The organism is Micromonospora sp. NPDC049049 (assembly GCF_040649115.1).
Classification (GTDB): Bacteria; Actinomycetota; Actinomycetes; order Mycobacteriales; family Micromonosporaceae; genus Micromonospora.
Window position 1 is genome coordinate 1 of sequence record NZ_JBEZEX010000061.1, and the last position, 12,296, is coordinate 12,296.

The 12,296-nt window shown below is 71.4% G+C and carries 11 protein-coding genes; 4 read left to right on the forward strand and 7 right to left on the reverse strand.

Annotated elements, in window-relative coordinates:
- Window positions 1-333: 333 nt before the first annotated feature.
- From AB0B68_RS31855 to AB0B68_RS31880, 6 genes are all read right to left on the reverse strand, one after another.
- Complete coding sequence (locus AB0B68_RS31855; RefSeq protein ID WP_357264709.1) at window positions 334-1,122, reverse strand: ABC transporter permease; 789 nt, start codon at window positions 1,120-1,122, stop codon at window positions 334-336.
- The gene (locus tag AB0B68_RS31860; protein WP_357264712.1) at window positions 1,119-2,096 is read right to left on the reverse strand and encodes an ATP-binding cassette domain-containing protein; all 978 of its coding nucleotides are present in this window, start codon (window positions 2,094-2,096) and stop codon (window positions 1,119-1,121) included. The genes AB0B68_RS31855 and AB0B68_RS31860 overlap by 4 nt, the downstream gene beginning before the upstream one ends.
- A gap of 33 nt (window positions 2,097-2,129) precedes the next feature.
- Window positions 2,130-2,972 (reverse strand): DUF4097 family beta strand repeat-containing protein, encoded by an 843-nt coding sequence (locus AB0B68_RS31865; RefSeq protein WP_357206696.1) that lies wholly within the window; start codon window positions 2,970-2,972, stop codon window positions 2,130-2,132.
- Window positions 2,973-3,045: 73 nt separating this feature from the next.
- Window positions 3,046-3,570, reverse strand: a complete 525-nt coding sequence (locus tag AB0B68_RS31870) for a hypothetical protein (RefSeq protein ID WP_357206694.1) — start codon at window positions 3,568-3,570, stop codon at window positions 3,046-3,048.
- A 91-nt stretch (window positions 3,571-3,661) separates the two neighbouring features.
- On the reverse strand, window positions 3,662-4,810 hold the full coding sequence (locus AB0B68_RS31875; RefSeq protein ID WP_357206692.1) for an FUSC family protein: 1,149 nt from the start codon (window positions 4,808-4,810) through the stop codon (window positions 3,662-3,664).
- A 59-nt stretch (window positions 4,811-4,869) separates the two neighbouring features.
- Entirely contained in the window at window positions 4,870-5,838 is a 969-nt protein-coding gene (locus tag AB0B68_RS31880) for an SDR family NAD(P)-dependent oxidoreductase (protein WP_357264715.1), read from the reverse strand.
- An 84-nt stretch (window positions 5,839-5,922) separates the two neighbouring features.
- Here AB0B68_RS31880 and AB0B68_RS31885 point away from each other — a divergent pair, with 84 nt between their 5' ends.
- Together AB0B68_RS31885 and AB0B68_RS31890 are read left to right on the forward strand one after the other, a co-directional pair.
- Window positions 5,923-6,894, forward strand: coding sequence for an AraC family transcriptional regulator (locus AB0B68_RS31885; protein WP_357264718.1), 972 nt, complete (start codon window positions 5,923-5,925; stop codon window positions 6,892-6,894).
- A gap of 143 nt (window positions 6,895-7,037) precedes the next feature.
- The gene (locus AB0B68_RS31890; protein ID WP_357264721.1) at window positions 7,038-9,269 is read left to right on the forward strand and encodes a hypothetical protein; all 2,232 of its coding nucleotides are present in this window, start codon (window positions 7,038-7,040) and stop codon (window positions 9,267-9,269) included.
- 9 nt (window positions 9,270-9,278) lie between these two features.
- Here the strand turns inward: AB0B68_RS31890 and AB0B68_RS31895 are convergent, their stop codons facing one another.
- Window positions 9,279-10,058, reverse strand: a complete 780-nt coding sequence (locus tag AB0B68_RS31895; protein ID WP_357264724.1) for an SDR family oxidoreductase — start codon at window positions 10,056-10,058, stop codon at window positions 9,279-9,281.
- A 95-nt stretch (window positions 10,059-10,153) separates the two neighbouring features.
- Between AB0B68_RS31895 and AB0B68_RS31900 the strand changes: the two genes are divergently transcribed.
- Entirely contained in the window at window positions 10,154-10,807 is a 654-nt protein-coding gene (locus AB0B68_RS31900) for a methyltransferase domain-containing protein (RefSeq protein ID WP_357264727.1), read from the forward strand.
- 258 nt (window positions 10,808-11,065) lie between these two features.
- Window positions 11,066-12,211, forward strand: coding sequence for an ice-binding family protein (locus tag AB0B68_RS31905; protein WP_357264730.1), 1,146 nt, complete (start codon window positions 11,066-11,068; stop codon window positions 12,209-12,211).
- The last annotated feature ends 85 nt before the right edge of the window (window positions 12,212-12,296 follow it).

A 12,296-nucleotide genomic window follows, 5' to 3' on the forward strand; every position in this document is an offset into this window, starting at 1 on the left:
GGCGGCGGGGCGGTCCGCGGCGGGGCGGTCCGCGGCGGGGCGGTCCGCGGCGGGGCAGTCCGCGGCGGGGTGGGCAGGAGCGGGGTGGGGCGCGAGGCGGCGTGCTTCCGAACGCCAGGTCGAGCACGCAGTCGCGCCGCCGACCCGCCGCCCGACCCCACACTCGCGCCGCCGACCCGCCGCCCGACCCCACACTCGCGCCGCCGACCCGCCGACCCGCCGCCGGATCCCACTCGCGCCGCCGGTCGCGCGACGCCATGAGTCGGCGGCCCGACCCCTGTGGGCCGAGCCGCCGGCTCTCCGCTGCGGTGGTACCGGGACGCGCTGGTCGGATCAGGCCGTCCGGTTGCGGTTGTACAGGGCCTTGGCCCACAGGAAGCTACCCACTGTGATGACGGCGCACCAGACGACAGCGATGATCCCGTTGGCGCCGATCCCGGTGCCCAGAAGCAGGCCGCGAAGGGTCTCCATGACGGGCGTGAAGGGCTGGTAGTCCGCGAACAGCCGCACGGCGGTCGGCATGGAGTCGGTGGGGACGAACCCGCTGCCGAGGAACGGCAGGAGGATCAGCGGCATGGGCAGGTTGCTCGCCGTCTCGACACTGTCACTGACCAGGCCGAGGGCGACCGACAGCCAGGTCAGCGCAAAGGTGATCATGGCGAGTACGCCGACCGCCGCGAGCCACTCGACCGCGTTGGCGTTGGGCCGGAACCCGACCAGCAGCGCCACGACGGTGACGGCCGCGAGGCTGAGCATGGTCTGCACCAGGCTGCCCAGTACGTGACCCGTCAGGACTGACGGTCGGAAGATCGACATCGTGCGGAACCGGGCGATGATCCCCTCGGTCATATCCATCGCGACCGAGATGGCGGTGCCCTGCGCGGCGCTGACCACTGTGATGAGCAGGATGCCGGGGGTGACGTAGTTGGCGTACTGGGAGCGGCCGCCGGACGGGCCGAGACCGGCGCCGAGCGTGCCGCCGAAGACGTAGACGAAGAGCAGCAGGATGATGATCGGGATGCCCATGAGCAGGAACGTCATCGATGGGTACCGCCGCATGTGCAGCAGGTTTCGCCGCAGCATGGTGCTCGAGTCGCGGACGGCGAGGGAGAGGGTGCTCATCGCGCGGGAGCCCTTTCGTTGTCGGGTCGGCTGGCCCGGGTGTCGGGCTGCCCGGTGAGGGTGAGGAAGACGTCGTCGAGGTCGGGGGTGTGCACGGAGAGCCCCGCCACGCTGATCGAGGCGTGGTCGAGCTGGTCGAGCAGGGATCGGAGCGACCCGACCCCTCCGTCACTCGGCACCTGGAGGGTGAGCGCCGCGTCGTCGCGGGTGGCGGCCGCGAACGTCCGGGCCGCCGAGTCGAGCCCCTCCTGGTCGGCGAACTGCAACACGACGTGGCCGCCCGGGATGAGCCGCTTGAGCTCGCGCGGCGTGCCCTCAGCGATCAGCCGTCCGTGGTCGAGGAACGCCACCCGGTCGGCGAGCTGGTCGGCCTCCTCCAGGTACTGCGTGGTGAGCAGGATGGTCACGCCCTCGGCGGCGAGTGCGCGGATGATGTGCCACATGGCCCGGCGGCTGCGCGGGTCGAGGCCGGTGGTCGGCTCGTCGAGGAAGATGACGCGGGGCTCGCCGACCAGGGTCATCGCGAGGTCGAGCCGGCGGCGCATGCCGCCGGAGTACGTGGACGCCGGCTTGCCCGCCGCCTCGGTCAGGTCGAACTGGTCGAGGAGGTCGGCGATCCGCCGCCGACCGACGGCCCTTTCCAGGTGGCACAGGTCAGCCATCAAGGTCAGGTTCTCCCGACCGGTGAGCAGGTTGTCGACGGCGGAGAACTGGCCGGTGACGCCGATCAGCGCGCGTACCGCGTCGGGTTCCCGGGTCAGGTCGTGGCCGAAGACACGGGCGTTACCGCCGTCGGCGTCGATCAGGGTGGAGAGGATCTGCACGGTGGTGGTCTTGCCGGCGCCGTTCGGACCGAGCAACGCGAAGATGGTGCCCTCGCTGATCATCAGGTCGATGCCGTCCAGCACGACCTTGTCGCCGTAGGACTTGCGCAGGTCGGTGGCGACGATCGCGGGGTTCATGGAACTGGTCATGGTCTCCTCATCTGTGGTCGGCGGGGCGGTGGGTCAGGCGCGGCGGATCATGATGTCGCCGAAGGAGGTGTTCGCCCGGACCTCGACCGTCTCGTCGGTCTGCGCCGGGCTGTCGGTCGACTCCAGCGCGTTGTGCACACGGCCGTGCTTGGAACTGACGTCCAGCCAGGCGGCCGTCCCGCGACGGATGCCGACCTCGATGGCGCCGTAGGAGGTCTGCAACTCGACAACTCCCCGGACGACCTCGCCCAGCCGGAGGTTGCCGTAGGCGGTACGGGCCGTCACCGAGGCCAGTGCGGTGTCCACTGTGACGTCGCCGTAGGCCGTGTTGATCCGGACGGCGCCGCCACCGCTACCGATCCAGCAGTCACCGGAGGAGTTCTTGATCTCGGCGCTGCCGTCGACGACTCCGAGACGCACCTTGCCGGACGACACCTTCACCCGGGCGGAGCCGAGGACGCGCTCGGCCGCGACCTCGCCGTGGCTGGAGTCGATGTCCAGCGGCCCGGTCTCGTCGAGCCGGATGTTGCCACCGGTCTTGATGCGGCACTCGCCGAGCCGACCCTCGCAGCGGAACGCCGCCCACGACGAGTCTGCCTGTACGCCCGATCCGGTCGGCAGCTCGATCAGGACGTCGACCGACGGTCCGGCACCGAACCCGTAGCGGCGCCAGCTCTTCGGCACCCTGACCACCAGCTGTCCGGCGGCGTACTCGACTGTGGTCTGCTCCGCGGCACTGAGGTCGGCCTTGCTCGACGGGTCGCGGGGCCGCACGGTCACCACCGTGTCGGTGCGGTCGCTGGCCGCGATCCAGACGTCCCCGACCGGGATCTCGATCCGGGCGAAAATCGCTTCTGGTGTGTCGAAAACAGGCATGGTGGTCTCCCGAAAGGTGGTCGGCGAAGGTCGCCGCTGGTCAGCGGCGTGATGAGGTGGGGTACGAGAGGGGTTAGCGGGCCCAGCCGGTGAAGTGCTGGCCGAAGCGCGGCTCCGGACGGCGGGGCGGACGACGCTCCGCCTCGCCCCCACCGACGGCACCGGCGACGGCGCGCACCAACCAGGCGTTGACGCTGAGCCCGGCGCGCCCGGCGGCCTCCTCGACGCTGGCCTTCAGGTGGTCGGGCAGCCGCAGGTTGATCCGTGAGGTGCCGCCCTCGTCACCCTCGGGTGCGGACACCGGCACCGACAGCGGCGGCGGGCCGCTCGCCTCGCTCGCCGTCTCGACCGGCAGGTTGGCGGGTGCCACCACGAAGTCGGGCTCGCGCCCGCGCAGGCGAACGTGCACCGAGCCCGGTGCGAGATCGCGGGTGATCTCGTCGGCCGCGTCGGACAGCGCTTCGAGCAGCGTGAGACGGGTGGCCGCTTCCAACTGCGCGAAGAGTCGTTCGGCCAACGCCCGGGCCTCCGGGTCCACGCCCTCGGCGGCAAGGGCGAACTCGTTACGCAGGTTCTCGACGTATGACCTCAGCTCCATGGCACCATGATGGCACCACTCTGGCTCAGAGTGCAACAGGCATGGCTCAGCAAGATGCCACCAACTGGCCCCGCCGGGGGTCAGCCAAGTCTCAGAGGTCGCCGAAAAGCCTCCGGACCAGGTGATTCGCGTCCTCCTGGCGCAACCCGGAGGCGACCAGGAGGTCACTGACGGTCGTCCGGACCTGTGCCACCACCACCGCGCCGGAGAAGCCGACACCGTCCCGATAGGCGTGCCCGGCCGTCCGGACCGCCCGCAGCGCCTGCTCGCGAGCCCGGTTCGGCTCGGTGCCGGCGGCGAACTGCCGCTTCAGCAGGCGGACCGCCTCGGCGAGATCCGCCACCGCCGTCGGCAACGACTCCGGTACCGGTTCGCCGTCCTCGATGAGCGTCACCGATCGTCGGATCAGGGTGCCGCTGTTGCGCATCGCCCGGTCGATCGGCTCCGCGGCCTGCGCGTAGCGGCCCACCGGCCCGCGCCGTTGATGCCAGTACACCGGCGACAGGGTGCTCGCCTCCCGGGCGCCCTGGGTCGCCTCGACGAACGCCTTCAACCGGCCCGCGCTCTGCCGCAGCTCACCCCGGGCGGCACGGGCCCGAGCGGCATCCCGCTCGGTCAGCGCCTCGGCCGTGGCGTCGAGCTGGGTCGCCAGGAGATCCAACGCCGGCCGCGCGGCCCGGTTGAGCACCCGCAGCGGGTTCAGCGGCAGCAACACGGCGGTGACCAGCAGCGCCACCCCTCCCCCGATGAGCGCGTCCACGAACCGGGGGATCTCCAGATCCCGGACGGCCGGGCTGAGCGTGGCGATGAGCACCGCCGTCGCCCCCGCCTGGATCACCACCGCCGCGCTACCCGCGAGGAAGAGCGCGACGACGATCGCCAGCACGACGATCAGGGCGAGCTGCCACCAACCGGTGCCGATCACCAAAAGGAGCAGGTCGCCGATCAGCACGCCGACGGTGACCCCGATGATCAGCTCGACGGTGCGACGCAACCGCTGGCCGACCGACGCGGCGAGCGTCGAGACGGCGGAGATCGGCGCGAAGACCGGCTGCGACACCTGTAGCAGCGAGTGCGCCACGAACCAGGACAGCCCAGCGGCCAGGCCGGCCTGGAGGGCGAGGCCGCCGATGGTCCGTACCCGGCGGACCCGCTCGCGTAAGGCGGCCACCACGCGGTCCAGGAGCCGGACGACGGTCGAGGGGCCCGCGTCCGCTCCGCGCCGACCGGCAGCGACCATGGCGGCACCTACCCCGCCACGACCGGCTCAATCCTCGCCCCGGCACGGCCCGGCCGCCCTCAGCGCGAGGTGAGCGTCTTCTCGGCGTACGCCCAGAGCCGGTCGGCCGCGGCCGGGTCCAACGCGTGGGCGGCGACTCCGGCGGTGGCGTCGGGACCACCGGGAATGACCTCGGCCTCCTGGTTGTCGTCGAAGTACCGACCGCCGACCCCGTCGAGCAGGGGTGAGCCGGCGAGCAGCACTGTTGTCGACGCGCCCTGGTCGGGCTTCTTGTAGTACTCCGCCTCGATGAGGTTGCCCGCCTCGTCCATCGCGCCCATCGCCCGCATCGTGTCGTCGTCGATGTGGCGCTGGAGGTTGGTGAAGATGTACCCGGGGTTGAGGGCGTTCGCGGTGATCCCGTCCCTCGCCCACTGGCGGGTGATTCCCACAGCGAGCAGGACCTCCGCGGTCTTCGACTGACCGTAGGCCGACCACGGGTCGTACGGGCGCCGCTCGAACTGCGGGTCGTCGAAGTCGAACGGCGCGGCAAGGTGCGCACCGGAGCTGACCATCACGACCCGTGCCGCCTCGGCGGCCCGCAGACTGTCGTGCAGCCCTCGGGCCAGCGCGAAGTGGCCGAGGTGGTTCGTCGCGAGCTGGAGTTCCCAGCCCACGGCGGTCAGCTGGCGGGTCGGGATCGCCATGATTCCGGCGTTGGCCACCAGCACGTCGAGCGGGCCCTGCCAGGCTGCGACGAAGGCGTCGACCGACGCCAGGTCGGAAAGATCGAGGGCGGACGACCGGACCGTGCCCACCGTGGCATCGGTGGCGAACTCCTCGGCGAGCCGGTCGGCCGCCCGAGGATTCCGGGTCGCGATGGTGACCTCGGCGCCGGCCCCGGCCAACGCGCGCACCGTCTCCACACCGATGCCGGACGCGCCCCCGGTGACGATCATCCGGCGTCCGGTGAGGTCGACACCGTGGAGGACCTCGGCGGCCGTGGTGCGGGCGTTGAACGGGGTGGTGAGGCGTGGATTCGCTGTCATGACACCCAGGCTACGAACGCTCGGTTCGGACTGCCTATAGTCTGGAGTCCGTCATACTTTCGTGAGCGTCCAGATGAGGTGGGGATGGATCCGCTGGAGGATGTCCTGGCCCTGCTCGGCGCGACGAGCCACGTCTCCGCCGGTCTGATCGGAGGCGGACGCTGGGCCGTCGGTTTCGACCCCCCGGCCGGGGTCAAGTTCAACGCCGTCCGGCGGGGCCGATGTTCGCTGCGGGTCGACGGCCACGCCGAGCCGATCGACCTCGGTCCGGGCGACTGCTTCCTGCTGACCCGACCGGCGGCCTACACCCTCTTCAGCGATCCCGAGGTGCCGGTCCAGCCCGCGTACCCCATTTTCGCCGCCGCCACCGACGGTGTGGCGCACGCCGGCGACGGTGACGACGTGTTCCTCATCGGCGGCGCTTTCACCCTCGGCGGGCGGGCACGCAACCTTCTGCTGGACAACCTTCCGCCGGTCATCCACGTGCCCGCCGACACCCCGGAGGCCGGGACCGTCCAGTGGGCCCTCGGCGAGATCGACGCGGAACTGCGATCGACGCGACTCGGCTCCCACCTCGTCGCCGAGCATCTGGCGCTCGTCCTGCTGATCCGGATCCTTCGGCTGCACCTGGCCCGTGACGATCAGCCCGGCTCCGGGTGGCTGGCCGGTCTCACCGACCCGGTGGTCGCTCCCGCGCTACGCGCGATGCACGAGCGACCCGCGCACCCGTGGACGGTGGACGAGGTGGCCCGGGCGGCGACCGTCTCCCGGTCGACGCTGGCGGCCCGCTTCAAGAAGGTCGTCGGGGTGGGCCCGCTGGAGTACCTGACCGGGTGGCGGATAGAGCTCGCGGCCGACCGCATCCGGCGCAGCTCCGACACCGTCGCCACCATCGCCCAGGCCATCGGGTACGGCTCGGAGAGCGCGTTGAGCGTGGCCTTCAAGCGCACCACCGGCCTCTCGCCGCGCGCCTACCGCACCGAGTTGGCGAACACCGCCCGGACGGACGCACCCGAGCCGACGGTGACCGCCGGTCGGGCCCTGCCGGGGCGGTAGCACCCCGCCGGCTGAGATTGAGGGCGTCCGGATGGGGTAGACCCGGCTCTGCCGTCACCGGCGACCCGGCGCGTGGCGTCGGCGCCGGATCACGGACAAGGGCTGCGAGACGCCTCGGGGGGACGTCGGATGGATCAACGCGGTTGAGTGGCACGGACGACTCCGGTGACGTCGTGGAACTACGGGTGCACGGAGTCTCCGGCGCGAGCGCCGCGCAGGTGCTGGACCTGCAACAGACCGCGCAGGTCGCCGGTGACCGCAGTGGCGGGTTCTACCGGCCGCGCCCCCGGTACTCGGAGAGCACCGGCGAGCACGGGGTGACGCTTGAGGCGTACCGCTGGGGTGACCTGCCCTCCGGGACCGTGGCCCGCACCCTGGCGGTGGTCTTCCTGCTCCCCTTCATGCTGGTCAACGTCGCGATCTGGATGCGCCCGGCGAACCCCCGTTCCGAGGCGGTGGTCAAGTCCCTCTGCCGGGTGCTGGCGCTCACGCTCACCGTGTTGTACGTGCTCGCCATCGTCGGCGTCGCCCTGGATCTCGTCGGCTGGAAATGCCTGGCCTCCCCCGACTGTCTGGCCGGACGCAGCTGGTTGTCCTGGTTGGGCGGACGGCCGGTCGGACTGCGGCTGGCGGTGCTCGCGCTCGTCCCGGCCGCCGCGATCGGCCTGATCTGGCGGGTCAGTTGCCGGCCGGGCCGGACGTTCGAGGCGTTTCGCGAACCCGATCAGAGCATCTCCGCGTCCCGCCTCGGCACCGTCGGTCAGTGGGACGCCGAGCCGTTGGTGGGCCGGTTGCGCGCCATCCACGTCACGGCGGCCTTCGCGACGCTGGACCTCGCCCTGCTCCTGGCCCGCGCTGCGAGTGACGCTTCGGCAACCACGATCGCGCTGACGGCGATGACGGGGGTGATCCTGACCGGCTGCGTGGCGCTGCTCTGCACACCGCCGCTCATGGACAGGGCCCCCGGCGACAAGCGGCTCGACCGGGTCACCCGTACCCTCCGGACCGCTGCCATCCTCCTGACCGTCGCCGTCGTGGCGCATGTGCTGACCAGTCCGCAACCCTGGCCGGAGGAGCGGGCGCTCCCCGGCTACGACCCGACCCTGGCCGGTCTGTTCGTGTCCCAGACGACGCTGTTGGTCACCCTGGGCGTGGTGCTGCTCTGGCACCGGCGCCGGGAGCACGGCGCCACCCCGCTGTTCGGGCTGGGCGCTCTCGTGGTCGCGGCCACCGGGATCAGCATGGCGGTGGCGTACTCCGCCGAACTGGTCTACCGGGTGGCGGACTACCTGGACCGCGACGTGTCGACCGGCGAGGGCATCGCCTCCGGTCCGCCCCGGGCCTACACCTGGGCCATCTTCGGCTTCTTCCGCGCCCTGCTGGTCACGGTGATCGCCACTGGCCTCGTCGTCCTGATCTCCCGCCGGGGGCGACGCCGGGCCGGGGCGGCGATAGTCGCACGCGACTTCCCGGACCCGCCGCCCGAGGCAGGGCACCGACTACGGCAGGTCCGAGACGCGATAGCCCGGGCTCGTTTCACCGAGAAGCTGGTGCCGCTGGCCGTGCTCTACGGCTGTCTCGCCGGGCTCGCCACCGCCACCACCACCGTCGGCCTGTTGGGGCAGTTCCCGGGCGACGTCATCGAACAGACCCTGGGGCTGCCGGCCGACGCGGTCACGTTCGGCATCGCGGTTGGTAGCTGGACGATCGCGGCCATCATCCTCGGCCTGATCATCGGGGGCATCTTCGCGTACCGGACCGAGCCGTACCGCCGGTACATCGGTGTGCTCTGGGACCTCGGCACCTTCTGGCCCCGGGCCGCCCACCCGTTCTCACCGCCCTGCTACTCGGAGCGGGCCGTGCCGGAACTGGCCCGCCGGATCACCTACCTCGTCGAACGCGGCGACGCGGTGCTGCTCACCGGGCACAGCCACGGCTCGGTCCTGCTCGCCGCCACGGTGCTCCAACTGCCGCCGCAGATCGGCGACCGGGTCGCCCTGCTCACCCACGGATCACCGCTGCGCCGCCTCTACGCGCGGCTCTTTCCCGCCTACGTCGACGACACGGCACTGCACGAGATCGGCCGCCGGGTGGATTGGCGCTGGGTGAACCTGTGGCGCGACACCGACCCGATCGGCGGCTGGATATTCTCCCCGAATACCTCACCCGCGCCGGCCACCACCGATGACCCGGCCACCAGTGTGGATCGCCGACAGCGTGATCCCGTCGACGTGGTGGCGCCCCCCGGAGACAGCGTCGCCCCACCCATCCACGGGCACTGGCCGGGCGAGTCCGACGAGCCGTTCATCGAGGCGGTACAGGAGTTGGTGCGGCGCCTCGGTGGGCGGGGCGACCCGCCCGGGACGCCGGGGTAGCGGGCCGGCTCAGTTTCCCCGGCCCGCCCGGGTACGCCAGTCGTCCAGAGCGGTGCCGGCGAGGCGGGCGCCGTCGGCCGGGACGAGCGAGCGTTCGCCCAGCTTGGCGCCGAAGTACCGGGCGTCGGGGTCGACCACCACCGAACGACGGTCCTGCTGGTCGGCGAGGAGGGATCGGCCCAACTCGTCGAGGCGGAACTGCTCCGGGCCGGCGACCTCGACCACGGAGTTCGTCGGCGCGCCGAGCGCGACCTCGGCGACCGCGGCAGCGACGTCGTCAGCGGCCATCGGCTGAATGAGCACCGGCGCGAGGCGCACGGTGTCGCCGTCCGTGGCGGTGTCGATGATGCCCTTGAGGAACTCGAAGAACTGGGTGGCGTGCACCACCGAGTACGGGAGGCCGGACGCGACGATGAGCTTCTCCTGGGCAACCTTCGCGCGCATGTACCCGCTGTCCGGGATCCGGTCGCACCCCACGATGGAGAGCGCCACGTAGTGGTTCACCCCGGCGTCCGACGCGGCGGCGAGGAGCGTCCGGGTCGAGGTCTCGAAGAATTCCAGTACGGCGGTGTTCTCGAACGACGGCGAGTTCGACACGTCGACGACGACCTCGGCGCCGGTGAGCGCGTCGGCCACCCCTTCGCCGGTCAGGGTGTTGACGCCCGTCTTCGGCGATGCCGGCACCGCCTCGTGGCCCTGGGCGCCGAGGCGCTCCACGAGCTTGGAACCGATGAGGCCGCTGCCCCCGATGACGACGATCTTCATGGTCGTACCACGTCCTGTCTGCACTGGGTTGGATCGTGCTGCCAACCAGTAAGACGGAAAGCGTGCGCGGATGCGGGACAATCGCCGGAGAACAGTTCGACGGAGATCAGGAGGTCGACGTGGCCACGGTGTCCCACCCGGTGTTCGCCCGGGTGTACGAGCGACTCAGCGTCGCCATGGACCGCGCCGGCACTGCGGCGTTCCGGCGGGAGCTGGTCGCCGGCCTGTCCGGTCGGGTGATCGAGATCGGTGCGGGCAACGGGCTGATGTTCGCTCACTACCCGCCGGGGGTGACCCAGGTCTACGCGGTCGAACCGGAGCGACGTCTGCGTGCCGCCGCCGAGCGCGCCGCGTCGACCGCGCCGGTCCCGGTGACCGTCGTCGACGGTCTGGCCGAGGCGCTGCCCGCCGGGGACGGCGAGTTCGACGCGGCGGTGGTCGCGTTGGTGTTGTGCACCGTGCCCGATCAGGCGAGCGCGTTGGCCGAGATCAGCCGGGTGCTGCGCCCCGGAGGCAAGGTGCGGTTCTTCGAGCACGTGGCCGCCGAGGGTGCCGGTGGTCTGCACCGCGCCCAACGACTCCTCGACGCCACGCTGTGGCCGAAGCTGTTCGCCGGCTGCCACACCAACCGCGACACCGTCGCCGCCATCGGCGCGGCCGGCTTCGAGGTGCAGCAGCTGCGCAGGTTCCGTTTCCCGGCCACCAGCAACAGCCCCTCCTCCCCCTGCGTCCTCGGCCGCGCGATCAGGCCGATCCCGGCCGTCCAGCGATAGAACGCGAACGCGAAGGTCGATCCAATTCAGATAGCTACGACTTGGCTATTGTCCCGTTTTGCTCTCATTTGAACACCTGACGTGATGTGGTGGTCAGCGCGCTTATCGGCGCCATACAGGCCGTATCACGCAGGACGCCACTCGCTGACGTCTCCTGCGAGTAGTACCCACGGAGGGTGTTCTGTGACAGCTAGACCTAAGAATTGGCTACGGCGGCGAGTTGTCCTGCCGTCGCTCGCGGCAGGCGCAGCCGCCACAGTGGCAGCCAGCCTGCTGCTCTTCAGCTCGACCGCCGCCAACGCCGCGGACGCACCGGTCAATCTCGGAACGGCGGCTGACTTTTCCGTCCTGGCCGGAGCGGAGCCCACAAACACCGGCCCCAGCTTCCTGGCCCAGAGTCTCGGGCGGTTCCCCGGAAACACCGCGTCCGGCTTCGGAACGGCAACCATCGGCGGCGAGGTGCACCTCGGTGACGCTGTCGCACTCCAGGCCCAGAGCGATCTGACCATCGCCTTCAACGACGCCGCCGGCCGAACCCCGTTCACCAACCTTCCGGCGGAACTCGGCGGCAACACGCTCAACGCCGGGGTCTACCGGATCGGGGCGGCCCAACTGACCGGGCCGTTGACGCTCAACGGCCAGGGCGACCCGTCGGCCGTGTTCATCTTCCAGGTCGACTCCTCTCTGACGACGGCGTCGAACAGCAGCGTCGTCCTGATCAACGGGGCTTCGGCCTGCAACGTGTTCTGGAAGATCGGCAGCTCGGCGACGATCGGCACGGGCACCACGTTCGTGGGCACCATCATGGCTCAGGCCGCGATCACGATGGCCACTGGCGCGACCCTCCAGGGCCGCGCGCTGGCGCGCACCGCCGCCGTCACGCTCGACACCAACGTCATCACCGCACCGATCTGCGCCGGGCCGACGGGCCCACCCGGACCGACCGGCCCACCCGGGCCCACCGGTCCGCCCGGCCCGTCCGGGCCGCCCGGCAGCCCTGGCGCACCAGGCAGTCCCGGAGCACCCGGCAGTCCCGGCGCACCAGGCAGTCCCGGAGCACCCGGCAGTCCCGGAGCACCCGGCAGCCCCGGAGCACCAGGCAGCCCCGGAGCGCCTGGAGCGCCCGGCAGCCCGGGAGCACCAGGCAGCCCCGGAGCGCCTGGAGCGCCCGGCAGCCCGGGAGCACCTGGTAGTCCCGGAGCGCCCGGTAGCCCCGGCGCACCTGGTCCGTCCGGACCTCCCGGACCTCCCGGTCGACCTGGTGGCGGCGGCAAGCACCCCATCCTGCCGGTTACCGGCAGCGGCGCGGTCCCGGCCATGACCGGCGTCGGAAGTGTGATGGTCGTGCTGGGCGCTGTCGCGTTCTTCCTGGCCCGGCGTCGACGCCTGGAATCCAAGGGGTAGCAGGGTGGTCCGGTGCACCTTTCGGGTGACGAGCAGGGCGAGCACCAGACCGCCGTGCAGCACGTGCGGCAGGAGCAGCCCGGTC

Bases quoted from the DNA above. Each gene is read 5' to 3' on its own strand.
- AB0B68_RS31855 (WP_357264709.1), bottom strand. From the start codon at position 1,122: ATGAGCACCCTCTCCCTCGCCGTCCGCGACTCGAGCACCATGCTGCGG.
- AB0B68_RS31860 (WP_357264712.1), bottom strand. From the start codon at position 2,096: ATGACCAGTTCCATGAACCCCGCGATCGTCGCCACCGACCTGCGCAAG.
- AB0B68_RS31865 (WP_357206696.1), bottom strand. From the start codon at position 2,972: ATGCCTGTTTTCGACACACCAGAAGCGATTTTCGCCCGGATCGAGATC.
- AB0B68_RS31880 (WP_357264715.1), bottom strand. From the start codon at position 5,838: ATGACAGCGAATCCACGCCTCACCACCCCGTTCAACGCCCGCACCACG.
- AB0B68_RS31870 (WP_357206694.1), bottom strand. From the start codon at position 3,570: ATGGAGCTGAGGTCATACGTCGAGAACCTGCGTAACGAGTTCGCCCTT.
- AB0B68_RS31875 (WP_357206692.1), bottom strand. From the start codon at position 4,810: ATGGTCGCTGCCGGTCGGCGCGGAGCGGACGCGGGCCCCTCGACCGTC.
- AB0B68_RS31885 (WP_357264718.1), top strand. From the start codon at position 5,923: ATGGATCCGCTGGAGGATGTCCTGGCCCTGCTCGGCGCGACGAGCCAC.